This window comes from Prevotellamassilia timonensis (assembly GCF_900106785.1).
Lineage (GTDB): Bacteria > Bacteroidota > Bacteroidia > Bacteroidales > Bacteroidaceae > Alloprevotella > Alloprevotella timonensis.
In genome coordinates this window covers 73,618-99,064 of sequence record NZ_LT629840.1, presented here as the reverse complement: position 1 = coordinate 99,064, position 25,447 = coordinate 73,618, and the positions used below count along the sequence as shown (strand labels likewise).

Sequence of the window (25,447 nt, the reverse complement as noted above, 5' to 3'; positions counted from 1 at the left end):
TATGATTTATATGTTAGGTGTTACATGGTTTAGATAATGTTAGTGCAAATATACTTACATTCTGCTAATGGCACAACTTTTGTTGCTTGTTCTGTGCGTAAAGAAGGCTTTTTGTGTGAAATATAACAGTTTTAGTAGGTTATATTGCTCTTTTGGCTTGTGTATGGGGTGTTGCAAAACAACAACAAAAAACAGGAGGTAAACACCATGAGGCATGGTGTTCATCTCCTGTTAGTTTGTAATTGAAAGTCCGTTATGTAGGACTTAGGTATTTACTTACTTAGACTCGTTGATGGTGCAGATGCTTACGCGGTTCCAATCGTCCTCTGAGAACATGTTGCCTACACCCTGGCCTTCGGCGTTGATGCGGCTGGCAGCAATCTTGTACTTGTTAACGAGGATAGACTTAACAGCTTCGGCACGGGCCTTGGCAATCTTGGCGTTGATTTCGGCGCTACCTTCGGGTGAAGCGTAACCCTTGATGTCAACGGTGCTGTTCTTGTGGTTCTTCAAGAATGTAGCAACGCGCTCAACGTTGGGGAGCTGAGAAGCGTCGACAGTGCTCTTGCCCTGACGGAATGTAACGGTTTGCTCGAGTGAAGCAGAGTTCTTAGTTATAGTCTGAACAGCGGGCTTCTGGTTGCGGCAATCATTGAGCTTCTGCTGGAGGTCGCGGTTGTCGGCAGCGAGTTTGGCAAGCTGAGCGTCCTTGTCGTTAACCTGAGCGCGGAGGTCGTTAACCTTTGCGTTCAAACCGTCAACTTCGGCCTGGTCGTATGCCTTAACGAGGGTCATGTAGTTCTTGCCGTTGTTCTTGTTCTTGAAGTGGTAAGTTACACCGGCGAGGAGCTCGATGGCACTGTTGTTAACGTTGTAAGCGTTGTAGCTCTGCTTGCGGTCAGCCTCCATGTTGTAAACGATAGAGGGCTTGATAGCGATGGTCCAAGCCTTCTTCTCGCCAACGTTGAAGTTGAAGTTGAAGCCGAACTTAGAAGTGAAGTAGTTGGCGTCATCGCCATAGCTCTTGTTGATGTAGTCGTGACCCCAACCTGCGCCTACAACACCTTCAACCTCGAACAAGCGGGGCTGGCCGTTGTAACCACAGAAAAGGTTTGAGAAGTTAACCTTGCCGAGGAGGCTGAGATTAGACTGGTCAAACACTGTGCGGCTGGCGGTTGTGTTGTTGTTGGCAAGGAACTGGCCACCGAGAGCGAACACTGGAGTGATTTGCTTTGTGAGTTCAACACCATAAGTGGCGCGGAACTTGTCGAATGAGGTGTGAGTGGTGGGGAGAATGCCGCCGCCAACGAGACCTACTGACCAATTGTCAAAGAAACCTGCACCTTGTACAGATTTCTGAGCACCAGCTGTAAGTACAGTTGCGCCCAAAGCGATGATAGTAAAAAACTTTTTCATTTTGTTGTATTATAAATGAATTGATAAATAGTTTACAAAGTCTATTTGTGGCAACCATAATTGTGACAACCGCAGGACTTGTTGGTTGTTAGGGATTTTGTCACTCTTTGTTTTTCTGTGTGCAAAATTAAGTATTCTTTTAACAAATTGCTAATGATTGCAATGATAAAACGCGCAAATGGCATGATAAAACGGAAAAAACGCCCATTTTCTTTGGTTAATCCGATGGTTGGGCCTATATTTGTGCTGCGAAAGAGGTTTGCAGGGCATCTTGCAGACTTGATATACGCATATAATAAATATATAATAACACCATAAACGAATTATTCCCCATGGAAAATCAAGAACAGAACGACGGACAGTTGAAGATTGAGCTCACTCCCGAAGTGGCTGAAGGCATTTATGCAAACCTGGCAATTATCACTCATTCGAGCGCTGAGGTTGTAATGGATTTCATTCGCGTATTGCCTGGCGTGCCCAAGGCAAACGTAAAGAGCCGCATCATTTTGGCTCCCGAACACGCAAAGCGCTTGCTCTTTGCTCTTCAGGACAATATCCAGAAGTATGAGAAGGCTTTTGGCCCTATTAACCTTCCTGGTGCAGCTGAGGCTCCCCAGGGTGGCCGCACAGCCACTCCGTTTGGTGTGCCCGAGGGTAACGCATAATAGCCCCGATATCTTCAGTTTGAAGTTATCTCAATAACAAGGTCTGCAGAAAGTGATTTCTGCAGACCTTAAATTTTGCCACTTATGCACTGTTTTGTGCCACTTATGCATTCGTGCGCAGAAAGAGGGTTGCGTGCGTCAAAAAAGATGTTTAACTTTGCGAATAAAGTGTGCAAATAATGCCGCGATTAGAACAACCCCTAACAATATTAGCTATGAAGAAGCATTTTATTTACATGTTGGCAGCAAGCCTGGTATTGGCTGCGCCAGCCGTGACCTTTACCTCGTGTGGAGATGATGACCCTGAAGAAATTCCTGGAGGCGGTGGTGATGACGCAGATGTGCCCCACGAACCGTCGGCCCAAAACCCGTTGACGAGCCATGAACAGAAGCAAAAGCTTGAGGCGATAGCTAAAGGCTTTATGGCACAGGTTCCCTCAAGTGACTTTAATGGCTTGGCAGACCTGTCGAGCTATATCTACAATCATTATGTGGATAATGACCGTTTTGACCATAGCGTTGTAACGAACTGGTTTGACACGGTGCTTAAGGGTATGACGAAGTTTGTGACCCAAAAAAAAGTAAGGGATGAATATGGGTGGTTGCAGGACTGTAAATACTACAACCGACTGATTGTACTTTCAGACTTTAAGGGACATTTTACTGCGGGTGCAAATAAGTGGACTCGCGCAGAGGCCAATGACTTGCAGTTTATATTTACGGACCAAGACGGTAAGCAATGTGTGCTGTCGGTAAAACAGGAGGGCAGCGTTAAGAAGGCCTATATTACGGACGACGAAGATTACAAAGACTATGTTTACGATAGCAGTACGGGTACTGGCACAGAGTACGTGGATAAGTATAAATACTATGTAAATGTGCCAGAGCGCGTGATAGTAACGCTAACGCAAGATGGTGTGACCCGTGTGAACTCTGTGACAAAAATAGACCACAGCAAGTTTAACGGCCCGGAATATGACCTGAGCCGCGATGGCGTAGATGTAAGCACAACAACCAGTGTGAACGACTACTCTTGGATAATAGACCGTGCGGGCTACTCTGCACAAGAGGGTAAGGTGGCTGTAAAAGGCTGCATGAAAAAAGGCAATGTGACACTCATTTCGTTTGAAGCCAGTGGCGCAGGCCTTAAACTGACTAATGATGATGTGCAGAAAGTGGGCTCGGTGAATGTCAGCGTAGACGTGATGGGCAAAATGCAGATAAAGGCCACTTGTGCAAACGCTATGGATTTTAATCGCTGGATAGAAGAAGCTTACGATAACTGCGAGAACCAGCGTAAATTTGAAAGTTGTATAGCACAGGCTAACAGCTTGTTAGATTGCAAGGTGTACTACGACGGAACCAAGGTGGAACAGGCCTCTGTCAAGTTGGAAGTGTTTAAGGAATCGGATTATTACGAAGACTATTGGGACTTTGAGCCAGCTATCTATTTCAATGATAACAGTTCGTATGGCATAAGTTTTGAGGACTATTTCGATGAAACATCTTTCAGATCTGTGATAGATACCTTTGAGAGCCTGCTCAGAGGTTACGAGAAACTGGGCAAGAAGTTCGAATATTAAATGAGTATCTGATATAAATAGCAGGAACTGGTTTGGCCAGAGTGCGAAATCGGTTCCTGCTTTTTGTTATCTAAGGGTGTAGTGGCTGATGGGTTTGCCCATAAAGCCAATGACAAACCGTCAACCATCAAGTTGACAACGCTGCTAAGTGTGTGGCTTGGCTAAAGTGCTATGTTGAAGTTTATACCTTATTATATATATGTGCTGTTGTTGGGCGTGCATACAAGTATGGTTGTGCATGCTCAGCATGTTGACTCGCTACGTCAGGTAGATATAGCGGGAGAGGCGTCGGTGACGGCATGGAGAAACCGTTCGCCTTTGCGTGGAAGCTCGGCGGGACGCATACATTGGGAGATGAAGCGGTTGCAAACTTTGCCCCAAATTTTAGGTAATGCAGACCCCTTGCGGTATGTGCAGAGCCTGCCTACGGTGCAAACTTCGACAGAGTATGATGCCGGATTGCATGTGCAAGGTTGCGATATGGGGCAAAATGCTTTTATGATGGGAGGTGCCACAGTGTTTAACCCCTCGCATCTGTTGGGCATATTCTCTGCGTTCAATGCGAGTCATTTTGAGACGCTGGATTTTACGGCACTTGCTGGCGCTGCCCAACCTAACAGACTGGGTGGGGTGGTGCAGATGCGTCCATTTGCAATAAAAGATGGTGGCGTGGACAGCCTGGCGCAACGCGAAAGGAAAGTGGAGGGGGCAGAGTTGAATGTAGGTCCGATGTCGTCGCAAGGCACGATACGTGTGCGGCCTAATGGCAAATTGCTGTTTGTGGCTTCGGCCCGTCAGGCGTACATGAACTTGCTTTATGGCAAGTGGCTTGATTTTGACGGCTCGCCACTGCGGTACAGTTTTGGCGATTATAATGTAACGCTGAGTTACAGGCCTTCGATGCGGCACAGGTTTGACTTAAATGCTTATTTCGGGCAAGACAGAGCCTCGTATACAGAAGGTGCACATCTTATGCACGTGCGACTAAACTGGTTGAATTATGCTGCTGAGGCCTCTTGGAGGGTGATGGACAAATCGTGGCAACTGACGCAGAGACTGGTGGCCTCGGGGTATCAGAATGATTTCAGATTGCGTCAAGCAGGCCAGAAGATGTCTTTGCCCTCGCATATTCGTCAGTATGGCTATCAAGCAGAGTGGAACTGTAACTCATGGCAAATAGGAGGCTCGTACAGCTTGTATCAAATACTGCCGCAGTCGCCGCAAATAGAAAGTACCTACACGCAGATAGAGACAGACAGACAGGAAAAAGGCGTGGCTCATGAGGCAAACGTCTATGCAGGTTGGCAATATGGCTGGCATGATGGGCAATGGGTGCTGAAACCAGAGGGACGCGTGACTTACTATCGTGATGTAGACCAAAAGAGCTGGTTCTCAATTTCGCCTATGCTGACGCTGTCGTGGCAGGCGGCTCCGCAGCATCGCTTGGGCGTGCAGCTGTCGGTGGTCAATCAGTATGTGCAGCAAACAGGGTTTACGTCGTTAGGATTGCCCACAGAATTTTGGTTTTCGGCGTCGCGCGAACTGAAACCGCAGCGTGCAGAGGGGCTGTCTCTGTTGTATGATGGACAGACACCAAATAATGCGTGGGCATTTACAGCGAATGCCTATGTAAAACGATTGCATCATCAAAAGGAATATAAGGATAATGTGCTTGACTTGATAAATGAGGCATATTCTCTTAACACGTCCTTGTTGCAGGGTCGGGGCCTAAATTATGGCTTCGGTGTGCAACTAACACGTCAAAGTGGTCCTGTAACCGGTTGGGTGGGATATGCTTTTGGCCGCTCTTTACGAAAATTCCCAGAGTTGCGGGAAAGAAGTTCTTATCCTGCAAATCATGAAAGAGTACATGAGTTTAACCTTGTGGCCACCTGGCAGGCACTGAAGCGTGTGACCTTTACGTGCTCGGCAGTGTTTGCTTCGGGCACCCCCTTTACGTCAGCTAACGAATTCTATTTAATGAATGGCTATGTGGTAGCACAATATGGTAAACATAATGGGTGCCATCTGCCGTGGTACAAGCGTGTGGATATGGCTGTAAATGTGGATCTTAAGCAGAAAAGACAGAGGCACTTTAGGCATGGCTTTAACGTGTCGCTGTTTAATGCCTTCGGCTTTAATAACCCATTGTTCTATCGGCTGCGAATACGCAGAGATGGTAATTTTAGGTTCGCTCCAGTGTGTTTCCTCAAATATCCGTTGCCTTCGTTCAGTTATTATATTAAATATTAGCCGTATGGTAGTGTTGTGTAAAAAGACGTTGCCCCTGCTGGTGGCAGCGATAGCTTTAGTCTCGTGTGTGGAAGATCCTTACAGTCAGGCTCAACCCCAGCTCGTGGTAGAGGGCTGGATTGATGATGGCGATTTTCCGACGGTATTCGTAACCACCAGTCTGCCGTTTACGACCAGTGACACTACTGATGTCGATCTTGTGCAACATGTGCTAAAGTGGGCTACGGTGACTGTGAGCGACGAGGAGAAGTCTGTGGTGCTGACGGGGCGCGTGATGAAACATCAAACACCTCCGTATGGCTTTACCACAACGCGTATTATGGGCCGTAGCGGACACACTTATAAATTGACAGTAGACTGTCCGCCCTATCATGCTGAGGCTGTAACTACTATTCCGCCTAAGGCAGTGGTAGATTCCTTTACTGTGACACCATGCTTAGAAAATGATACGCTCTACCAGGTGATGGCGCATGTGTCGCAGCAGCTGGATTTGCCGCAGGGTGGGGGATATAAGTTTTTCGGCATCAGCAAGTGTCGTGATGTGAATTACAAGTCGTGCTATATGGGGTTGTATAAGCCCGAGAATATCAGCCCGCATTCGGCGCTTCCGGTTTATAATCTGCATCGGCCTGATAATAGGCATTTCTCGCCGTTTTTCTCGTATTCAGATACACTGAAGATAAAGTTCGCCACGTTAGATGGCCCCTCCTATGCTTTTTGGGATAGCTTTGAGGACGATGTGTCGCTGTCGGGCAGTCCGTTCTTCTCAACCAATAGCAATCTGCGTGGAAATGTCAGTGGAGGCCTTGGCTATTGGTGTGGTTATGGCTCTTCGGTATATTATTTACAGCCACCTAAAAAGCCGTGTGTAGAGAATTAACTACTCGAGTTTCGAATTTAGCGAGTGCGGGCTGAACGCCCAATGTAATGAACGGACTCAAGCATCAAACGCTATCACTAAACGCTACCACCAAACGCCACCACCAAACGCTACCTCTAATGGGGGCGACGCGTCTCGCGTCGGAAAAATAAATAAAGACTTACAAATAGCACTAATTACATTTCAGACTGTGAGCCTTTGTCTCAAATCCCGACGCGAGACGCGTCGCCCCCATTAGAGGTAGCGTTTGATGCTTGCGTTTGGTACTTGCGTTTGATGCTTGAGTCCGTTCGCGTGTTTACGTTTCACCGAACTGCATAATTTATAAAAGATGCAAGACGAAAAAGTTGTACTTGGACCCCTTACCATACTACAAAAACTTTACATACCGAGTATCTTGCATCTTACACTAACACGTTGCAACTCATTGACTATCAACACTTTACTTAGTGTAAGATACTGCCAACGCCACCTACACTCAACCTACACAACCTGCACACAGCCACACGGCACAAGCACGGGAGGAGAATATTACGGCATAGGGGAGCAGAAATGTCTGTTGCTCCGACTGATTTTTCTACGTCCCTATGGCGTATTATCTACTGCATACGTCCAAACCGACTGCGCGACGGTGGGGTGGGGTGTGTAAGATGTATGCAGGGGAGTGTAAGATACTTTGAAATTATCTTACACTCATGAAACCTCTGTATATCAACTCGTTACGCACAAAAAGTGTAAGATGGCAGTAAAAACACACGCACTCTTTTACTAGTAGGCAGACGGGAAGGGAGCAAATATTTGTGTACAAATTGTACACTTTTTTGTTGGGTGCAATGCCTTGGTGTTACCTTTGCAGCACTTTAATTTTATATCAAACCAAATTGTATTGACTACCATGAAACGAATGCTTAACAGAATGCTGCGCTATGCCGATGCCATTGTGAAACGTGGCGTGGACAAACTGATAGACGTTATCGCGCATAGCCAGAAATCACAAAGTAAAAACACTGAAACACCCTAACCGCAAAAACGCATGCGCAATGACACTGACTGCGCACCACAAACAACTGGCCACATCACGAACTGCAGTCTAACGGCACAAGCCAACACCCTTATGGACGAGATGTGCGACATTCGCTATAATGTACTTGACCGCACGCCCGAAGTGCAACGGCGCGACCAGGCGGACAAAGGGTTTGTGCCTGTGAGCAAACTGGTGCGCAACACCATGGTAATTGACCTACACAAACGGGGCTGCATGGTGTGGAACAATGACTTGGACCGCATTGTGGGGTTAAATAATGCGTGCAGTGCGCGGTATTGGACAGAAGTGCAGCTGCAAGTGCCGCGCCGGCACAACAGCAAGACTATATTATACTGCGTGAGGCGCAAGCATGATAAGGGCTTTGATTTTTCAATACGCACCATCACATAGCGTATAATGAAAAACGACGAATTCTGTCATTTAATTGGGCAACGCATTGGCAAAATCAGGAAAAAGTACGTTTTTGAGAAAAAAAACGGGGAAAAGTTTGGAGAGAAAGAAATAATGCCTAACTTTGCACCCGTTTCCGAGAGACATCTGCTCTAATGCTTGCGGGCATGGTGCTGATAGAAAAGGGAATACGGGCAAATACCAGAGTGGCCAAATGGGGCAGACTGTAAATCTGCTGGCTTACGCCTTCGGTGGTTCGAATCCATCTTTGCCCACAACCTTAAACGGGTATGCGGAAGTAGCTCAGTTGATAGAGCACTAGCCTTCCAAGCTGGGGGTCGCGGGTTTGAGCCCCGTCTTCCGCTCACAATTTTTTATTGCTGTTATAGCTCAGCGGTAGAGCACTTCCTTGGTAAGGAAGAGGTCGCGAGTTCAAGTCTCGCTAACAGCTCACTTATTGTACAGATCTTTTTTCTTAAAGATTGAAGAACAAGAATTTCATTCAAATAAAATAAACAGCTATGGCTAAAGAGAAATTTGAACGTACCAAACCGCATGTTAACATCGGTACAATTGGTCACGTTGACCACGGTAAGACTACTTTGACTGCCGCTATTTCTAAGGTTCTCCACGAGAAGCTTGGTACTGGCGAAGATGTTAAGTCATTCGATCAGATTGATAACGCTCCTGAAGAAAAGGAACGTGGTATTACTATCAATACTGCTCACATCGAGTATGAAACAGAAAAGCGTCACTATGCTCACGTAGACTGCCCGGGTCACGCCGACTACGTAAAGAACATGGTAACTGGTGCTGCTCAGATGGACGGTGCTATCATCGTAGTTGCTGCTACTGATGGTCCTATGCCTCAGACTCGTGAGCACATCCTTCTCGCTCGTCAGGTAAACGTTCCCCGCCTCGTTGTGTTCTTGAACAAGTGCGATATGGTTGAGGACGAAGAAATGCTCGAGCTCGTAGAAATGGAAATGCGCGAACTCCTCGAACAGTATGACTTCGAAGAGGATACTCCTATCATCCGCGGTTCTGCACTCGGTGCTTTGAACGGTGTTGCTAAGTGGGAAGATTCTGTAATGGAGCTCATGAATGCTGTTGATAACTGGATTCAGGAACCTGTTCGTGACGTAGAAAAGCCTTTCTTGATGCCTGTTGAGGACGTATTCTCAATCACTGGTCGTGGTACTGTTGCTACTGGTCGTGTTGAAACTGGTGTCGTAAAGGTTGGTGACGAAGTTCAGATCCTTGGCCTTGGCGAAGATAAGAAGTCAGTTGTAACTGGCGTTGAGATGTTCCGTAAGATCCTCGACGAAGGTGAAGCTGGTGATAACGTAGGTCTTCTCCTCCGTGGTATCGATAAGTCTGAAATCAAGCGTGGTATGGTTATCACTCACCCGGGTGTAATCACTCCGCACAAGAAGTTCAAGGCTTCTATCTACGTATTGAAGAAGGAAGAAGGTGGCCGTCACACTCCGTTCGGCAACAAGTATCGTCCTCAGTTCTACCTCCGTACCATGGACTGCACCGGTGAGATCCACCTCCCCGAAGGCACTGAAATGGTAATGCCTGGTGATAACGTAGAAATCTCTGTAGAACTCATCTACGCTGTAGCTATCAACGTAGGTCTCCGCTTCGCTATCCGTGAAGGTGGTCGTACAGTAGGTTCAGGTCAGATCACTGAAATCCTTGACTAATCTTCTTGTAGATTAATCATTACAATATAATAGGTTCTTGCCTTGCGCAAGTGAGGCAAGGCCTATTCTACGGGAATAGCTCAGTTGGTAGAGCACTGGTCTCCAAAACCAGGTGTCGGGAGTTCGAGCCTCTCTTCCCGTGCTAAACGACACATATATGTTCCAGAAAGTAATTGCATATTGCAAAGATTCATACGACGAGTTATCTCATAAGACCACTTGGCCTACGAGAAAGGAGTTGACTCACAGCGCAATTGTTGTGCTAACAGCTTCCATCATCATAGCAATTGTGGTGTATCTCATGGATACGGTATTTGAGTCAATCATGCAACTTATCTATCCTCAAATTTAATTCGAAATGGCAGCAGAAATGGCTTGGTACGTTTTGCGTGCTGTAAGCGGAAAAGAAATGAAGGTAAAGGAGTACATTGATGCCGAAATTAAGAATGGCCGCCTTGGCGGTCATGTTTCGCAAGTACTCATTCCAACCGAGAAGGTTAAAGCACTCCGCGGTAACAAACAGGTTATCAAGGAACGTCTGTATCTTCCCGGCTATGTTCTTGTAGAGGCAAGATTGGTTGGTGAAACCGTACACGAGTTGCGTAACACGCCTAATGTGTTGGGCTTCCTCGGTGGTATGGATAATCCCACTCCTCTTCGTGAGAGTGAGGTTAACCGTATTCTCGGTAAGGTTGACGAACTCGAGAGCGAACCTCAAGAGGTTGAAATACCTTACATCGTGGGTGAAAGTGTAAAGGTTGTCGATGGACCGTTTAGCGGATTCTCTGGCGTGATTGAAAAGATCGACGAAGAGAAGAAGAAGGTGACTGTCACTGTTAAGGTGTTCGGTCGCAGTACGGGCCTGGACCTCGGTTTTATGCAGATTGAGAAGGAATAATCTGGGAGTGATGTTACGTACTCTCTCTTAATGAATTCCTCGTCACTTTTTAATTTTTAATAAACAACAATGGCTAAAGAAGTTGCTGGATTAATCAAATTACAGATTAAGGGCGGCGCTGCAAATCCATCACCTCCCGTTGGCCCTGCTTTGGGTTCAAAGGGTATCAACATCATGGATTTCTGCAAGCAGTTCAACGCCAGAACTCAGGACAAGGCTGGTAAGGTATTGCCAGTTGTCATTACTTATTTTAATGACAAGTCTTTCTCTTTCGTAGTTAAGACTCCTCCTGTAGCAATTCAATTGCTGGAAGCAGCCAAGAAGAAGAGCGGTTCTGCAGCTCCTAACCGTACCAAGATCGCTGAGATTACTTGGGATCAGGTTAAGGCAATCGCAGAAGACAAGATGCCCGACTTAAACTGCTTCACAGTTGAAAGTGCAATGCGTATGGTAGCTGGTACTGCCCGCAGCATGGGTATCACAGTTAAGGGTGACTTCCCTGGTGAATAATTTAACTTCAAATTTGAACAATGAGTAAACTGACAAAAAATCAGAAGTTAGTCGCTGACAAAGTTGAAGCAGGGAAGGCTTACACATTGAAAGAAGCTGCATCTTTGGTAAAGGAAATCACTACTACCAAGTTTGATGCTTCAATCGATATTGACGTACGTTTGGGCGTTGACCCTCGTAAGGCTAACCAAATGGTTCGCGGTGTTGTTTCACTGCCGAATGGTACTGGTAAGACTGTACGTGTGCTCTGCCTCTGTACGCCTGATGCTGAAGCTGCTGCTAAAGAAGCTGGCGCTGACTATGTAGGTCTCGATGAATATATCGAGAAAATCAAGGGTGGCTGGACAGACATCGATGTTATCATCACTATGCCTGCCATCATGGGTAAAATTGGTGCCCTGGGCCGTGTACTCGGTCCGCGTGGCTTGATGCCTAACCCCAAGAGTGGTACGGTTACCATGGATGTAGCCAAGGCTATCCGCGAGGTTAAGCAGGGTAAGATTGACTTTAAGGTTGACAAGAGTGGTATCGTACACACTTCAATCGGTAAGGCTTCTTTCTCTCCCGAGCAGATTTTTGGTAACGCCAAGGAATTTATGGCTACTATTATCAAGCTGAAGCCCGCAAGTGCTAAGGGTACTTATGTGAAGAGTATTTATCTTTCTTCTACCATGAGTAAGGGTATCAAGATTGATCCTAAATCTGTAGAAGAAATCTAAACTGAATTACAATCATGAAGAAGGAAGATAAAGCTATTATCATCGAGAAGCTCGGTGAACAGATTAAAGAATATGCACACTTCTACCTCGTTGATGTGACTGGCATGAATGCTGAAGCTACTTCAGCTCTCCGCCGCAAGGCTTTTGGTGCTGGCATCAAGATGGTAGTTGTAAAGAATACTCTTTTGCACAAGGCTTTTGAAGCATCTGACGTAGATTACTCTGCGCTTTATGGTTGCTTGAAAGGTACTACTGCAGTGTTCTTCTGCGATACAGCTAACGTTCCTGCCAAGTTGATTAAGGAAACTGGCAAGGAAGGTGTGCCTACGCTGAAGGGTGCTTACGCTGAGGAAGGTTTCTATGTTGGTGCAGACCAGCTCGAAACACTCTGCGCTATCAAGAGCAAGAACGAGGTTATTGCCGAGGTTGTTGCTTTGCTGCAGTCACCTGCCAAGAATGTTATCTCTGCACTTTCGGGTGCCGGACAGACCATTCACGGTGTGCTTAAGACTTTGGGCGAACGCCCCGAATAAAATCCCGGCGTAAACTTAAACTGGCTGGGTAACCCCAATTAACTAAGAAAACAAACAAAAAAATACATTTAAGAAAATGGCAGATATCAAAGCTATCGCTGAAGAATTGGTAAATTTGACAGTGAAGGAAGTAAATGAGTTGGCAACTATCCTGAAGGACGAGTATGGAATCGAACCCGCTGCTGCAGCTGTTGCTGTTGCTGCCGGTCCCGCAGCTGGTGGTGCTGCTGCTGAAGAGAAGACTTCTTTCGACGTTGTTCTCAAGAGCGCAGGTTCAGCTAAGCTTCAGGTTGTTAAGGCTGTTAAGGAACACTGCGGCCTCGGCTTGAAGGAAGCAAAGGATCTCGTTGACGGCGCTCCTTCAAAGGTTAAGGAAGGCGTTGCTAAGGAAGAAGCTGAAGCACTCAAGAAGGCTCTCGAAGAAGCTGGTGCTGAGGTTGAACTCGCTTAATAAGAAATTTCCCTTCAAGGGTTATGGTTATGAATCTTCTGGTAGAGGGTTCATAACCTTTTTGTGTCTATACATTTCGAAATGTGACACGTCTCTTGGCTTATGAGGCTGAGGGGTAGTTGGTTATTGGCTTAGCGAGTTAATGCGTCGGGGCTTTACGCTTTGCTAAAATTTTTTGATGCATCAACTCCCTAACCCTTTGACCTCCTAACCCAATCTCGTAACATTTCTTTCATCTCAACATTTTCGACGAATGTCTTCTACCGTAATAAATAACCGTGTAAACTTTGCGTCCGTAAAGAATCCGATGCCTTATCCTGATTTCTTGGACGTTCAGTTAAAGTCTTTCAAAGATTTCTTGCAGCTCGACACACCAAGTGAATTGCGTAAGAACGACGGCCTGTACAAAGTTTTTGCTGAGAATTTCCCTATCGCTGATACTCGCAACAACTTTGTATTGGAGTTTATCGATTATTATATCGATGAACCACGTTATAGCATTCAGGAGTGTCTGGAGCGCGGACTGACTTACAGTGTGCCTCTTAAGGCTAAACTGAAACTTTACTGTACCGACCCCGACCACGAGGATTTTGATACTGTTGTTCAAGACGTGTTCTTGGGTTCTATACCTTACATGTCTGACAATGGCACATTCATTATCAATGGTGCAGAGCGTGTGGTTGTGTCGCAGCTTCACCGTTCACCGGGTGTGTTCTTTGGCTCGAGTGTGCATGCTAATGGTACGCAACTTTATTCTGCACGTATCATTCCGTTCAAGGGTTCTTGGATCGAATTCGCTACGGATATCAACAATGTGATGTATGCTTACATCGACCGTAAAAAGAAGTTGCCCGTAACGACTTTGCTCCGTGCCATAGGTTTTGAGAGTGATAAGGATATCCTCCAGATTTTCAATCTTGCAGAGGAGTATAAGGTCAACAAGACCAACTTGAAGAAGTTGCTCGGTCGCAAATTGGCTGCACGTGTTAACTCTACAACACTTGAGGACTTTGTTGATCCTGATACTGGTGAGGTGATGTCGATGGAGCGTACAAAGGTGTTGCTTGATCGTGAGAGTGAAATTACGCCTGAGAACGCTGACATCATTCTCGATTCGGGCGAACAAACTATTTGGGTACACCCCGAACAGGGCTCTTCAACTGATTATTCTATCATTTTCAACACACTTCAGAAGGACCCTGCCAACTCTGAACAGGAGGCTGTTAATTATATCTACCGCCAGTTGCGTAATGCCGACCCTGCAGATGATGCATCGGCACGTGAGGTTATCAACAACCTTTTCTTCTCTGAGAAACGCTACGACTTGGGTGAGGTTGGACGTTATCGTATAAACAAGAAACTGAATCTTGATACAGACATGGACGTGCGTGTGCTGACACGTGAGGACATTATCGAGATTATCAAGTATCTTGTGGAGTTGATTAACTCAAAGGCTACGGTAGATGATATTGACCACTTGAGTAATCGTCGCGTGCGTACCGTCGGTGAACAGCTCTCAAACCAGTTCGCTATTGGTTTGGCCCGTATGAGCCGCACTATTCGTGAGCGTATGAATGTGCGTGATAATGAGGTGTTCACACCGACTGATTTGATTAACGCCAAGACTATTTCGAGCGTTATCAATTCATTCTTCGGCACCAATGCCTTGTCACAGTTTATGGATCAGACCAATCCTTTGGCTGAGGTTACGCACAAGCGCCGTTTGTCGGCCCTTGGTCCTGGTGGTCTGTCTCGTGAGCGTGCCGGTTTCGAGGTTCGTGACGTACACTATACACACTATGGTCGTCTTTGTCCTATTGAATCGCCTGAAGGTCCGAACATTGGTCTTATATCTTCACTCTGTGTATATGCTAAGATTGATGACCTCGGATTTATTGAGACTCCTTACCGCAAGGTGGAGAACTCAATGGTTGACCTTGACAATAATGACATTGTATATCTCTCTGCTGAGGAGGAGGAAGGAAAAATTATCGGCCAGGGTAATGCTCCGTTGAATGACGATGGTTCATTTATTCGCGATAAAGTTAAGTGCCGTCAGGATGCCGATTATCCTGTCGTGCCACCCTCACAGGTTGAATTGATGGACGTTTCGCCGCAGCAGATCGCTTCAATCGCTGCATCTCTCATTCCGTTCTTGGAACACGATGATGCGCACCGTGCGTTGATGGGATCGAACATGATGCGCCAGGCAGTGCCCCTTATTCGCAGCGAGGCTCCTATTGTAGGTACAGGCATCGAAAAGCAGGTATGTGAGGATTCGCGTACGATGATTACTGCCGAAGGCGATGGCGTGATCGAATATGTTGATGCAGATGTTATCCGCATTGCCTATGAACGTACCGAAGATGAGGAATTTGTAAGTTTCGAATCCAATGTAAAGGAATATAGAATTCCGAAGTTCCGCCGTACCAACCAAAATATGACCATTGACCTCCGTCCTATTTGCAACAAGGGACAGAAGGTGCAGAAGGGCGATATCCTTACTGAAGGCTATGCCACAGAAAATGGTGAATTGGCTCTTGGTCGTAACTTGCTTGTGGCTTACATGCCTTGGAAGGGTTACAACTACGAGGATGCCATTGTGCTTAACGAACGTATGGTTCGTGAAGACATACTTACTTCTGTTCATGTAGACGAGTATTCACTCGAAGTACGTGAGACGAAGCGTGGTATGGAAGAGTTTACCAATGATATTCCTAATGTAAGTGAGGACGCAACCAAGGATTTGGATGACACTGGTATTATACGTATTGGTGCGCGTGTAGCTCCTGGCGACATACTTATTGGTAAGATTACGCCGAAGGGTGAGAGCGATCCTACTCCTGAGGAGAAATTGCTCCGTGCCATCTTTGGTGACAAGGCTGGTGATGTGAAGGACGCTTCGCTTAAGGCTAATCCTTCGTTGGCTGGTGTTGTCATTAACAAGCGTCTTTTTGCCCGTGTGCAGAAGTCTCGCACAGAAAAGGCTGCCGACAAGGTTACGCTTCAGAAGCTTGACGACGACTTCCAGAAGGACACCAACGACTTGAAGGCTTTGATGGTTGACAAGTTGCTCTCTCTTATCAGCGATAAGGAATCGCAGGGCGTTAAGGATAACGTAGGTTCTGAGGTTATTGCTAAGGGTATCAAGTTCAACAAGGCTGTGCTCAGTGCGCTTGATTATGCTTCTGTCGAACTTCATGAGTGGACTGATGACGAACACGCCAACAAACTGATCCGTCAGTTGGTTATCAACTATTTGAAGAAGTACAATCAGCTCGACGCTATCTTGAAGCGCAAGAAGTTTGCCATTACCATTGGCGATGATCTGCCCTCAGGAATTATACAGCAAGCCAAGGTTTACATTGCCAAGAAACGTAAGATTGGTGTTGGTGACAAGATGGCCGGTCGTCACGGTAACAAGGGTATCGTGTCAAAGGTGGTGCGTCAGGAGGATATGCCGTTCCTCGCAGATGGTACTCCCGTCGACATCGTGCTGAACCCGTTGGGTGTGCCTTCGCGTATGAATATCGGACAGATTTTCGAGGCTGTACTCGGTGCTGCCGGACGTAAACTCGGTGTCAAGTTTGCAACTCCTATCTTTGATGGTGCCAAGCTTGAGGACCTTTGCGAATGGACTGACAAGGCTGGTCTGCCCCGCTACTGCTCAACGCAGCTCTATGATGGTGCTACGGGTGAGGCTTTTGACCAGAAGGCTACAGTTGGTGTTACCTACATGTTGAAACTTGGTCACATGGTTGAGGACAAGATGCACGCCCGTTCAATCGGTCCGTACTCACTCATCACGCAACAGCCGCTTGGTGGTAAAGCCCAATTCGGTGGTCAGCGTTTTGGTGAGATGGAGGTTTGGGCCATCGAGGCATTCGGTGCTTCGCATGTGCTTCAGGAAATCCTCACCATCAAGTCTGATGATGTTACAGGTCGTGCTAAGGCGTACGAGGCCATTGTCAAGGGTGATCCGATGCCAACTCCGGGTATCCCCGAATCACTCAACGTGTTGCTTCACGAGCTCCGCGGCTTGGGCTTGAGCATTACGCTCGACTAAGGTTTTTAAGTTATAGGGTTATAAGGTTATAAAGTAATCCCGTCGTGCTAAGCCTGATGGTTTTCAGGCAGAGGTGCGGGACCATTATGATATAAACTTCTTAGCCTTATAACCTATAAACTAAAAACTACACAACATTCCCACTCTCAATCATTTCTACAAAAATGGCATTCAAAAGAGATAATAAGATAAAGAGCAACTTTACGAAGATTACCATCGGTCTGGCTTCGCCTGAGGAGATCATGGCAAATTCGTATGGTGAGGTGCTTAAGCCTGAAACCATCAACTACCGTACATATAAGCCAGAACGTGACGGCTTGTTCTGCGAGCGCATTTTTGGTCCTACAAAGGATTACGAGTGCCACTGCGGCAAATACAAGCGCATTCGTTACAAGGGCATCGTGTGTGACCGTTGTGGTGTTGAGGTGACAGAGAAGAAAGTGCGCCGTGAGCGTGCAGGCCACATTCAGTTGGTCGTTCCAGTGGCTCACATCTGGTACTTCCGCTCACTTCCTAACAAGATTGGTTACTTGTTGGGCATACCTACCAAAAAACTTGACTCTATCATCTACTACGAGCGCTATGTGGTTATCCAGCCGGGTGTGCTCGCTGATGATGTGGCCGAGAACGACCTTTTGACCGAAGACGAGTACTTGGATCTTGTAAAGAAGTTGCCGAAGGAAAATCAGTACCTTGAGGATACAGACCCCAACAAGTTCATTGCAAAGATGGGTGCCGAGGCCGTATACGACCTGCTCAAACGCATTGATCTTGACAGTCTCTCATACGAGTTGCGCGACCGTGCTAACTCTGACTCGTCGATGCAACGTAAAAACGAAGCGTTGAAGCGTCTGCAGGTCGTAGAGTCTTTCCGTACAAGCCGTGACCGCAACAAACCCGAGTGGATGATAATGAAGGTTATCCCTGTCACTCCACCCGATTTGCGTCCGCTCGTACCGCTCGATGGTGGCCGTTTTGCCACTTCCGACCTTAACGACCTCTATCGTCGCGTGTTAATACGCAACAATCGTCTGAAGCGCTTGCTCGAAATCAAGGCCCCCGAGGTTATTTTGCGTAACGAAAAGCGTATGTTGCAGGAGTCGGTTGACAGCCTCTTCGACAACTCGCGCAAGTCATCGGCCGTGAAGAGCGACAGCAACCGTCCTCTCAAGTCACTCTCAGACTCGCTTAAGGGTAAGGCTGGCCGCTTCCGTCAGAATTTGCTTGGTAAACGTGTCGACTATTCTGCACGTTCAGTAATTGTTGTAGGTCCTGAACTCAAAATGGGCGAGTGCGGTCTGCCTAAATTGATGGCCGCCGAACTTTACAAGCCTTTCATCATACGTAAGCTCATAGAGCGTGGTATTGTAAAGACTGTAAAGAGCGCCAAGAAGATCGTTGACCGTCGCGAACCTATCATTTGGGATATCCTCGAACACGTTATGAAGGGACACCCCGTCCTACTCAACCGTGCGCCGACACTTCACCGTCTCGGTATTCAGGCTTTCCAACCCAAGATGATTGAAGGCAAGGCCATACAGTTGCACCCGTTGGCATGTACCGCATTCAACGCCGACTTCGATGGTGACCAGATGGCTGTTCACCTTCCCTTGAGCAATGAAGCTGTGCTCGAAGCACAGATGCTCATGCTCCAAAGCCACAACATCTTGAACCCCGCTAATGGTGCGCCTATCACAGTGCCCTCGCAGGATATGGTGCTTGGTCTTTACTACATTACCAAGTTGCGTCCAGGCGCAAAGGGTTCGGGCCTTACATTCTATGGTCCTGAAGAGGCAATCATCGCCTTCAACGAGCGTCGTGTTGACGTGCACGCTCCTGTCAAGGTGATGGTAGACGACATCGACGAGCGTGGTGCAAAAATCAAGCATCTTGTCGAGACTTCAGTCGGTCGTGTCATTGTAAATGGCATCATTCCCGATGAATGTGGCTTCATCAACTGCGTTGTAGCCAAGAAGTCGCTTCGCGACATAATTTCAAAGGTTATCAAGACCGTAGGTATGGCACGTGCTTGCGACTTCCTCGATGGTATCAAGAATCTTGGTTATCGCAAGGCATACGAAGGCGGACTTTCGTTCAACTTGGGTGATATCATCATACCTGACGAAAAGGCCGACATCGTAAAGCGTGGTAACGAGGAGGTTGAACAAATCACCATGAACTACAACATGGGTTTCATCACCGACAAAGAACGTTACAACCAAGTTGTTGATACATGGACACACGTAAACACCGACATCAAGAAGACATTGATGAAGCAGATGACCGAGGCCGACCAAGGTTTCAACGCTGTGTTCATGATGCTTGACTCTGGTGCCCGTGGTTCTGCCGACCAGATTGCACAGCTTGCCGGTATGCGTGGTTTGATGGCCAAGCCTCAGAAGGCAGGTGCCGAAGGCGCACAGATTATTGAAAACCCGATCCTTTCAAACTTTAAGGAGGGTATGTCAGTGCTTGAGTACTTTATCTCAACCCACGGTGCCCGTAAGGGTTTGGCCGATACCGCTTTGAAGACGGCCGACGCCGGTTACCTCACACGTCGTTTGGTCGACGTATCTCACGATGTGATTATCACCGAAGAGGACTGCGGCACATTGCGTGGCCTCGTTTGCACAGCCCTCAAGGATGGCGACGAAGTAATATCTTCACTTTCAGAGCGTATCCTCGGTCGTGTGTCTGTACACGATATAATCAACCCCACAACAGGCAAGCTCATCGTAGCAGCCGGTGAGGAAATAACCGAACCCATCGCAGCCGAAATTGAGGCATCACCAATCGAGAGCGTTGAAATACGTTCAGTGCTCACTTGCGAGAGCAAGCACGGTGTCTGCATGAAGTGTTACGGACGCAACCTTGCCACCAGCCGCATGGTACAAAAGGGCGAGGCCGTCGGCGTCATCGCAGCACAGTCAATCGGTGAGCCGGGTACCCAGCTTACACTCCGTACCTTCCACGCTGGTGGTATCGCTTCGAACGCTGCTGCCAATGCCACAATCAAGGCCAAGAGCGACTGCCGCGTAGAGTTCGATGAACTCCGCACAGTAGAGTCGCACGACGAGGAAGGCAAGGCATGCAAGATTGTTGTCGGACGTTTGGCCGAAGTACGTTTCGTCGACGAAAATACAGGCATCGTACTTTCAAACCAGAACGTGCCTTATGGTTCAGAACTCTTCGTTGATGAAGGCCAGCACGTTGACAAGGATACCGTCGTTGCCAAGTGGGACCCCTTCAACGCTGTAATCGTAACCGAAACAGCTGGTAAGATACAGTTCGAAAACGTGACAGAAGGTATCAGCTACCGTGTCGAAGAAGATGAGGCAACTGGTTTGCGTGAGCGCATTGTGATTGAGTCAAAAGACAAGACACATGTGCCAAACTGTAACATACTCGACGAAAATGGCGATATAATCCGCACCTACAGTTTCCCCATCAACGGTCACATCGTGGTTGAGGACGGCCAGTCACTCAAGGCTGGTGACATCTTGGTCAAGATTCCGCGTGTTGTAGGTAAGGCTGGTGATATTACCGGTGGTCTGCCCCGTGTAACCGAGCTCTTCGAAGCCCGCAACCCGAGCAACCCTGCTGTGGTGAGCGAAATCGATGGCGAGATCAGCATGGGCAATGTAAAGCGTGGCCACCGCGAGATCATCGTAACCTCAAAGCTTGGCGAGGTGAAGAAGTATCTTGTGCCCCTGTCAAAGCAGATACTTGTACAGGAGAACGACTTCGTGCGTGCTGGAACCAAACTTTCAGATGGTTCAATCACCCCGAGCGACATTCTCGCTATCATGGGCCCCACGGCAGTACAAGAGTACATTGTTAACGAGGTACAAGACGTTTACCGTCTGCAAGGTGTGAAGATCAACGACAAGCACTTCGAGGTAATTGTGCGTCAGATGATGCGCAAGGTACAGATAAACGAACCTGGCGATACCCGTTTCCTTGAGCAGCAGATCGTAGACAAGCTCGATTTTGCCGAGGAGAACGACCGCATCTGGGGCAAGAAGGTAGTCGTTGACGCTGGCGACAGCGAAACGATGAAGAAGGGTATGATTGTAACAGCCCGCAAGCTCCGCGACGAGAACTCACAGCTCAAGCGCCGTGACCTCAAGCTCGTCAAGGTACGCGATGCCGAGGCCGCCACTTCAACCCAAATCTTGCAAGGTATCACCCGTGCAGCCCTCCAGACCAAGAGCTTCATGTCGGCAGCTTCCTTCCAGGAGACTACCAAGGTGCTCAACGAGGCTGCAATCAGTGGCAAGACCGACTACCTCGAAGGTATGAAGGAGAACGTTATCTGCGGTCACCTCATTCCGGCCGGTACAGGTCTGCGCGAGTTCAGCAAGATTGTCGTTGCCGACAAGGAAGAATACGAGCGCGCTCAAGCAGCCAAAGCCGCTGCCGACGAAGAAGAGCAAGCTTAAGTTCGGTGCTTTGATGCACACCTGTTAGCATAACATATAATGTAAAACGCCCGCAAGCGTTCCATTCGAGGAGCGCATGCGGGCGTTTTTTTGTGTGCATACGTCACAAGCAAGGTGTTATGATTTGCGCAAGAACGGCAAAATACGTACATTTGTGCAATAAAATGTAAGACAACACGTTATGACAAACTACATACGTTTTGATTGGGCCATGAAGCGCTTGCTGCGTGACAAAGCCAATCATTCAGTGATCGAAGGCTTGCTCACCTCGTTGTTTGGTGAGAAAGTTACGATCGTCAAGTTTCTTGAGAGCGAATCGAATCAAGACGCTGGGGACGACAAATTTAACCGTGTCGACATATTGGCCGAGAACGACAAGCAAGAACTCATAATAGTAGAAATACAGAACACACGTGAGTTGGCTTATTTCCATCGCATGCTATATGGCGTGTCAAAGGCCATCACCGATTACATAGGTTTAGGCGACGACTATGACAAGGTGCGCAAGGTCTACTCCGTGAACATTGTCTATTTCGACCTTGGACAGGGCAACGACTATGTGTACCATGGTAAAACAACATTCCATGGTTTGCATGAGCCGCATGATGTGCTAAAACTTTCGGTGCGTCAAAGCCAGGCCTTCTTTGGCCAGGACGAGGGTGAAAGGTTCGAGCGCAAAGAGGCTGGCGACCTCTTCCCCGAATATTATGTGTTGCGTGTTAACGATTTCGACAAAGTGGCCAAGACACCTTTGGACGAGTGGATAGCCTACTTGAAGACGGGCGAAATATCCGAAAGTACAACAGCCCCCGGACTTCAGCGTGCGCGTGAGTGTATGCGTTTCGACGGCCTGTCGGCAAACGATCGCAGTGCCTACTTGCGCCACATGGAGGCTGTGCGTACCCAACGCAGTCTGCTCGAAACGAGTCGTTTTGACGGTTATCAAGTTGGTCGAGCCGAGGGCCTTGCCGAAGGCATAGCCCAAGGGCGCGAAGCGCAGCACCTTGAGGACATGTTGCAAATGGCTGCCAAGCTAAAGCAAGCCGGCATGGACACACAAAGCATAATGAAAATAACCAATCTGACCGAAGCTCAAATAGCATCAGTACAATGATACGTAAAGTAACCCCCGATGATGCCCAGGCCATTACCGACATCTACACCCCCTTCATAACCCACACCACCATCACCTTCGAAACAGAGCCCGTGAGTGTTGACGAGATGCGCCGCCGCATCGTCACCCTTTCGGCCGATTATCCCTACTACGTTTACGAGCACCAGGGCCAAGTGCTTGGCTACTGCTACTTGCACGCCTGGAAACCCCGTGCCGCCTATGCCCGCACCCTCGAGGTCACCATCTACCTGGCCCCCGAGGCACAAGGTCATGATGTAGGCCGCAGCATGATATCGCGCCTTGTGGCCGATGCCCGCCAGCTTGGTGTCCAAGCCCTCATAGCCTGCATTACCGAGGAAAACACCCACAGCATGGCCTTCCATCGCGCCATGGGCTTCAAGCAAGTATCCCATTTCGAAAGCGTAGGCTACAAGTTTGGCCGCATGCTCGATGTGGTAGACTTTGAGCTGCTGCTCGTGTAAGGGTACACACTTTGTATGCCCGATTTGTAGGTGGCGTGCGATAAATAACGCTTTTATGGTTATCAATCAGGAATAATTGGGCGAGTAAGAAGTATATTATTAGTTTTGCATCGCAATAAGAGTGTAAATAGGGGAAATTGGAAAAATTAAAAAGGCTCTAGCTAAGCCTTACAGAAGTCAAATGAAAAAGAAGTATCTCACTCCCGCGACGAATGCCATTCGTTTTGAAATGGGAAGCAACATTCTCAACAATATCTCACCAAGGTTGACTTTTGAAAATACAAAGTCAGACAAGCCCCAACTCTCGAACTCGAAAGCATGGTGTAGCGACAACTGGTCAAACACTGATGGGGAATAGTTTGTCCTTTTGCAAGCTTCCCATACAGACCGTATAGTTTTATATTTGTGTCCGCCCAAACGTAAACATGCGTCCGGACAGCTGTAAATATAATTTATGACGAGATAATGCAAAGCGTCCCGGCTCGCATAAGTGTGAGCCGAGACGCTTTGCATCATTGTGATATAGTGTGTAGGGGGTGATGTATAGTGTGTTGAGTGTTGTCGTTACAGCATCTTGTCGTAAACGGGCGAGGTTGTCACACCGTGCTTGGCAAATGTTTCGGCTATGTAAGCCTGCTGCTCGGCGTTGATGGGCTTTTCGCCATTTTTGAGGTGGTAGTAAAGTCCCTTGCCAAAGTGTTCAACTAAGTCTTGTTTGATGGCTGAGGCAACCGATGTGCTAACTTCGTCGTAAATGTTAGACATGCCTTGGGCCAGTCCCTCGTGTGTTTTGTTTGTATTATTTGCGTCCATTTCTGTGTTTGTTAATATAAAAGTCGTCATACCCTGGCATTTTGCTACAGCGGTTAGTTTCGTATCGTGTGCAGTAGCCGTATGTCGAAATCAGTGCGAAAGTAATAAAAACTTTTGAGTCTGCGGCACTTGTCATGCCGTTTTTTTAGAACGTGCTTTTAGTGTGATTGCTCCGTCTTGAACTTTTTGATAAGGAAACTTGGCGACAGTCGCAAGTATATGCCCGCTGCAAAGTCGGTGGTGCGGCGTCCCGTTTCAATCATATTCTCCGTTTTGCGGGTGATACTGCTTGCGTTGTGCACATTATAGTCGAGGCGCACGCCCCAAGCAAATCCGCGCCCCAGCTGTTGGGCGTATTCGGCCCGCAGCATGAGCATGCGCGGGTCGTGCAGTGTCACCCCCTCGGCGCTTGTGCTCATGGCGCTGAATAGCGGACTGCCATACACCGGAATATACTTGTGCGCCCACCAGTAGCCGGCCGACAGTCCGAAGTGCCACACGCGGGCTTGCACGCGTCCGAGCAAGCCCTGACCACTGTTGTATGGCAACACCGTGCCGCTCTGCTGGCTGAAGTATGCGCCCAACACCTCGCCACCCAGGGTTACGGGCAGTTTGGTGCGCAGAGGCACATTCAGTCCTACGCCAGCTGCGGCGTTGAGCCATGTCTTAATCATGCGGTCAGGTGCCTCGGTGTTCACCTCGCCGCCAATGTGCTGCATGAGCAGTTGTACGGGCAAGTACCATTGGCAGCGTGCAGCCTTGCGCGATGGGTTGAAGCGGGCCGACAAACCATAGACAAAGCGCTCCTGATTGTCGTCATTCTTAAATATAAAGTCCTGCCAGTTAACCCACGTGTCAAAGTGCAGCCACGAGTTGTGCCATAGCACCTGCACCCCCGTTTCGGGGTCGGAACTGATGTTCATCTCGTCGTTGTAGAGCGGTTCGGCCAGCCCGTGTGCCGTTTTGCCATACAGTGAGCCAAGCACGACGTTGACATTTGGCGTAAGCTGCATGTTGGCTCTGAACACCGGCACACAGTGAAAGGCTTTGGTAGTGTTTTGTGCCTCGGCGCGTTCAAGGTTGGTATAGTTGGCGTTAGGGTAGCGGTTGGCTCCCCAAAAGTGTATCATGTAGGCCCCCAGCTCCAGTTTGAGGTTGCGCAGGGGCTGGTAGCTCACGCTGGGCTGCAGCCACACGCCCGGCAGCGTGTAGCCCTTCACCGCGTCCTTGGTGTTATATTCGTTGTCGCGGAAAAAGGCCATGCCGTCTACGTTGATGCGCAGTTCGTTCCGATCGTCAGCCACGATGGTCGGGTAGTCGGTGTTGTAAATAAGCGAGTCGGTTTGTGCCGTGGCCTTTAGTGTTGTGGCAAAGGTTATGGCCGTTATGAGCAATAAGCGGGTCAGATAATTCATTTTTGTGTTGTTGTCTGCGCAAATGTACAAAAAAGATGTGATAAAGCGGCTCCAATGTGGTGC

The 25,447-nt window shown here is 48.0% G+C and carries 23 protein-coding genes and 4 tRNA genes; 24 read left to right on the top strand and 3 right to left on the bottom strand.

What is annotated here, in order from left to right; all coding sequences use genetic code 11:
* Window positions 1–276 precede the first annotated feature (276 nt).
* Entirely contained in the window at window positions 277–1,416 is a 1,140-nt protein-coding gene (locus BQ5453_RS01805) for an OmpA family protein (RefSeq protein ID WP_071121885.1), read from the bottom strand.
* Between the two features lie 332 nt (window positions 1,417–1,748).
* Here BQ5453_RS01805 and BQ5453_RS01800 point away from each other — a divergent pair, with 332 nt between their 5' ends.
* The 24 genes from BQ5453_RS01800 to BQ5453_RS14270 all read left to right on the top strand — a co-directional run bounded on the left by BQ5453_RS01800 (window position 1,749) and on the right by BQ5453_RS14270 (window position 23,514).
* Window positions 1,749–2,081: a DUF3467 domain-containing protein gene (locus BQ5453_RS01800; RefSeq protein ID WP_022101855.1), complete on the top strand. Its 333-nt coding sequence runs from the start codon at window positions 1,749–1,751 to the stop codon at window positions 2,079–2,081.
* A 215-nt stretch (window positions 2,082–2,296) separates the two neighbouring features.
* Window positions 2,297–3,664: a hypothetical protein gene (locus BQ5453_RS01795; protein WP_071121884.1), complete on the top strand. Its 1,368-nt coding sequence runs from the start codon at window positions 2,297–2,299 to the stop codon at window positions 3,662–3,664.
* Between the two features lie 171 nt (window positions 3,665–3,835).
* The gene (locus BQ5453_RS14360) at window positions 3,836–5,917 is read left to right on the top strand and encodes a TonB-dependent receptor plug domain-containing protein (protein ID WP_071121883.1); all 2,082 of its coding nucleotides are present in this window, start codon (window positions 3,836–3,838) and stop codon (window positions 5,915–5,917) included.
* Window positions 5,918–5,921: 4 nt separating this feature from the next.
* Window positions 5,922–6,797 (top strand): DUF4249 family protein, encoded by an 876-nt coding sequence (locus BQ5453_RS01785; protein WP_071121882.1) that lies wholly within the window; start codon window positions 5,922–5,924, stop codon window positions 6,795–6,797.
* 427 nt (window positions 6,798–7,224) lie between these two features.
* Entirely contained in the window at window positions 7,225–7,446 is a 222-nt protein-coding gene (locus BQ5453_RS14005; RefSeq protein ID WP_143033258.1) for a hypothetical protein, read from the top strand.
* 246 nt (window positions 7,447–7,692) lie between these two features.
* A complete protein-coding gene (locus tag BQ5453_RS14655) occupies window positions 7,693–7,818 on the top strand; it encodes a hypothetical protein (RefSeq protein WP_262503118.1) in 126 nt (41 codons plus the stop codon).
* A gap of 12 nt (window positions 7,819–7,830) precedes the next feature.
* Complete coding sequence (locus BQ5453_RS01780; protein WP_071121881.1) at window positions 7,831–8,232, top strand: hypothetical protein; 402 nt, start codon at window positions 7,831–7,833, stop codon at window positions 8,230–8,232.
* Window positions 8,233–8,238: 6 nt separating this feature from the next.
* Complete coding sequence (locus BQ5453_RS14275) at window positions 8,239–8,388, top strand: hypothetical protein (RefSeq protein WP_154668728.1); 150 nt, start codon at window positions 8,239–8,241, stop codon at window positions 8,386–8,388.
* 36 nt (window positions 8,389–8,424) lie between these two features.
* Window positions 8,425–8,507 (top strand) — tRNA-Tyr (locus BQ5453_RS01775).
* Between the two features lie 17 nt (window positions 8,508–8,524).
* A tRNA-Gly gene (locus BQ5453_RS01770) sits at window positions 8,525–8,597 on the top strand.
* A 14-nt stretch (window positions 8,598–8,611) separates the two neighbouring features.
* Window positions 8,612–8,683 (top strand) — tRNA-Thr (locus tag BQ5453_RS01765).
* Window positions 8,684–8,753: 70 nt separating this feature from the next.
* Window positions 8,754–9,941, top strand: coding sequence for an elongation factor Tu (gene tuf / locus BQ5453_RS01760; RefSeq protein ID WP_022101594.1), 1,188 nt, complete (start codon window positions 8,754–8,756; stop codon window positions 9,939–9,941).
* 69 nt (window positions 9,942–10,010) lie between these two features.
* Window positions 10,011–10,083: transfer RNA gene (locus BQ5453_RS01755), tRNA-Trp, on the top strand.
* 15 nt (window positions 10,084–10,098) lie between these two features.
* Entirely contained in the window at window positions 10,099–10,293 is a 195-nt protein-coding gene (gene secE, locus BQ5453_RS13670) for a preprotein translocase subunit SecE (RefSeq protein ID WP_022101595.1), read from the top strand.
* 6 nt (window positions 10,294–10,299) lie between these two features.
* A complete protein-coding gene (nusG, locus tag BQ5453_RS01750; protein ID WP_022101596.1) occupies window positions 10,300–10,839 on the top strand; it encodes a transcription termination/antitermination protein NusG in 540 nt (179 codons plus the stop codon).
* Between the two features lie 69 nt (window positions 10,840–10,908).
* On the top strand, window positions 10,909–11,349 hold the full coding sequence (gene rplK / locus BQ5453_RS01745) for a 50S ribosomal protein L11 (protein ID WP_022101597.1): 441 nt from the start codon (window positions 10,909–10,911) through the stop codon (window positions 11,347–11,349).
* 20 nt (window positions 11,350–11,369) lie between these two features.
* Window positions 11,370–12,068, top strand: a complete 699-nt coding sequence (rplA, locus tag BQ5453_RS01740; protein ID WP_071121880.1) for a 50S ribosomal protein L1 — start codon at window positions 11,370–11,372, stop codon at window positions 12,066–12,068.
* 14 nt (window positions 12,069–12,082) lie between these two features.
* Complete coding sequence (gene rplJ / locus BQ5453_RS01735) at window positions 12,083–12,601, top strand: 50S ribosomal protein L10 (protein ID WP_022101599.1); 519 nt, start codon at window positions 12,083–12,085, stop codon at window positions 12,599–12,601.
* A 76-nt stretch (window positions 12,602–12,677) separates the two neighbouring features.
* A complete protein-coding gene (gene rplL, locus BQ5453_RS01730) occupies window positions 12,678–13,052 on the top strand; it encodes a 50S ribosomal protein L7/L12 (protein ID WP_022101600.1) in 375 nt (124 codons plus the stop codon).
* Between the two features lie 253 nt (window positions 13,053–13,305).
* A complete protein-coding gene (rpoB, locus tag BQ5453_RS01725; RefSeq protein ID WP_071121879.1) occupies window positions 13,306–17,118 on the top strand; it encodes a DNA-directed RNA polymerase subunit beta in 3,813 nt (1,270 codons plus the stop codon).
* Between the two features lie 164 nt (window positions 17,119–17,282).
* Window positions 17,283–21,560, top strand: a complete 4,278-nt coding sequence (gene rpoC / locus BQ5453_RS01720; protein ID WP_071121878.1) for a DNA-directed RNA polymerase subunit beta' — start codon at window positions 17,283–17,285, stop codon at window positions 21,558–21,560.
* Window positions 21,561–21,741: 181 nt separating this feature from the next.
* Window positions 21,742–22,674 carry a PD-(D/E)XK nuclease family transposase gene (locus BQ5453_RS01715; protein ID WP_071121877.1) on the top strand — a complete coding sequence of 311 codons (933 nt, stop codon included), beginning with the start codon at window positions 21,742–21,744 and terminating at the stop codon, window positions 22,672–22,674.
* Complete coding sequence (locus tag BQ5453_RS01710) at window positions 22,671–23,156, top strand: GNAT family N-acetyltransferase (protein ID WP_071121876.1); 486 nt, start codon at window positions 22,671–22,673, stop codon at window positions 23,154–23,156. Before BQ5453_RS01715 ends, BQ5453_RS01710 begins: the two co-directional genes overlap by 4 nt.
* A 181-nt stretch (window positions 23,157–23,337) precedes the next feature.
* Window positions 23,338–23,514, top strand: a complete 177-nt coding sequence (locus BQ5453_RS14270; protein WP_154668727.1) for a hypothetical protein — start codon at window positions 23,338–23,340, stop codon at window positions 23,512–23,514.
* A 206-nt stretch (window positions 23,515–23,720) separates the two neighbouring features.
* Here the strand turns inward: BQ5453_RS14270 and BQ5453_RS01705 are convergent, their stop codons facing one another.
* Together BQ5453_RS01705 and BQ5453_RS01700 are read right to left on the bottom strand one after the other, a co-directional pair.
* Window positions 23,721–23,969: a DUF6078 family protein gene (locus BQ5453_RS01705; protein ID WP_022101606.1), complete on the bottom strand. Its 249-nt coding sequence runs from the start codon at window positions 23,967–23,969 to the stop codon at window positions 23,721–23,723.
* Between the two features lie 158 nt (window positions 23,970–24,127).
* Window positions 24,128–25,384, bottom strand: a complete 1,257-nt coding sequence (locus BQ5453_RS01700; RefSeq protein ID WP_071121875.1) for a hypothetical protein — start codon at window positions 25,382–25,384, stop codon at window positions 24,128–24,130.
* Between the last annotated feature and the right edge of the window lie 63 nt (window positions 25,385–25,447).

What these genes read in the sequence shown, in the direction of transcription:
- BQ5453_RS01805 (WP_071121885.1), bottom strand. Translation starts at nt 1,416, where the DNA reads ATGAAAAAGTTTTTTACTATCATCGCTTTGGGCGCAACTGTACTTACA.
- BQ5453_RS01800 (WP_022101855.1), top strand. Translation starts at nt 1,749, where the DNA reads ATGGAAAATCAAGAACAGAACGACGGACAGTTGAAGATTGAGCTCACT.
- BQ5453_RS01795 (WP_071121884.1), top strand. Translation starts at nt 2,297, where the DNA reads ATGAAGAAGCATTTTATTTACATGTTGGCAGCAAGCCTGGTATTGGCT.
- BQ5453_RS14360 (WP_071121883.1), top strand. Translation starts at nt 3,836, where the DNA reads ATGTTGAAGTTTATACCTTATTATATATATGTGCTGTTGTTGGGCGTG.
- BQ5453_RS01785 (WP_071121882.1), top strand. Translation starts at nt 5,922, where the DNA reads ATGGTAGTGTTGTGTAAAAAGACGTTGCCCCTGCTGGTGGCAGCGATA.
- BQ5453_RS14655 (WP_262503118.1), top strand. Translation starts at nt 7,693, where the DNA reads ATGAAACGAATGCTTAACAGAATGCTGCGCTATGCCGATGCCATTGTG.
- BQ5453_RS01780 (WP_071121881.1), top strand. Translation starts at nt 7,831, where the DNA reads ATGCGCAATGACACTGACTGCGCACCACAAACAACTGGCCACATCACG.
- BQ5453_RS14275 (WP_154668728.1), top strand. Translation starts at nt 8,239, where the DNA reads ATGAAAAACGACGAATTCTGTCATTTAATTGGGCAACGCATTGGCAAA.
- tuf (WP_022101594.1), top strand. Translation starts at nt 8,754, where the DNA reads ATGGCTAAAGAGAAATTTGAACGTACCAAACCGCATGTTAACATCGGT.
- secE (WP_022101595.1), top strand. Translation starts at nt 10,099, where the DNA reads ATGTTCCAGAAAGTAATTGCATATTGCAAAGATTCATACGACGAGTTA.
- nusG (WP_022101596.1), top strand. Translation starts at nt 10,300, where the DNA reads ATGGCAGCAGAAATGGCTTGGTACGTTTTGCGTGCTGTAAGCGGAAAA.
- rplK (WP_022101597.1), top strand. Translation starts at nt 10,909, where the DNA reads ATGGCTAAAGAAGTTGCTGGATTAATCAAATTACAGATTAAGGGCGGC.
- rplA (WP_071121880.1), top strand. Translation starts at nt 11,370, where the DNA reads ATGAGTAAACTGACAAAAAATCAGAAGTTAGTCGCTGACAAAGTTGAA.
- rplJ (WP_022101599.1), top strand. Translation starts at nt 12,083, where the DNA reads ATGAAGAAGGAAGATAAAGCTATTATCATCGAGAAGCTCGGTGAACAG.
- rplL (WP_022101600.1), top strand. Translation starts at nt 12,678, where the DNA reads ATGGCAGATATCAAAGCTATCGCTGAAGAATTGGTAAATTTGACAGTG.
- rpoB (WP_071121879.1), top strand. Translation starts at nt 13,306, where the DNA reads ATGTCTTCTACCGTAATAAATAACCGTGTAAACTTTGCGTCCGTAAAG.
- rpoC (WP_071121878.1), top strand. Translation starts at nt 17,283, where the DNA reads ATGGCATTCAAAAGAGATAATAAGATAAAGAGCAACTTTACGAAGATT.
- BQ5453_RS01715 (WP_071121877.1), top strand. Translation starts at nt 21,742, where the DNA reads ATGACAAACTACATACGTTTTGATTGGGCCATGAAGCGCTTGCTGCGT.
- BQ5453_RS01710 (WP_071121876.1), top strand. Translation starts at nt 22,671, where the DNA reads ATGATACGTAAAGTAACCCCCGATGATGCCCAGGCCATTACCGACATC.
- BQ5453_RS14270 (WP_154668727.1), top strand. Translation starts at nt 23,338, where the DNA reads ATGAAAAAGAAGTATCTCACTCCCGCGACGAATGCCATTCGTTTTGAA.
- BQ5453_RS01705 (WP_022101606.1), bottom strand. Translation starts at nt 23,969, where the DNA reads ATGGACGCAAATAATACAAACAAAACACACGAGGGACTGGCCCAAGGC.
- BQ5453_RS01700 (WP_071121875.1), bottom strand. Translation starts at nt 25,384, where the DNA reads ATGAATTATCTGACCCGCTTATTGCTCATAACGGCCATAACCTTTGCC.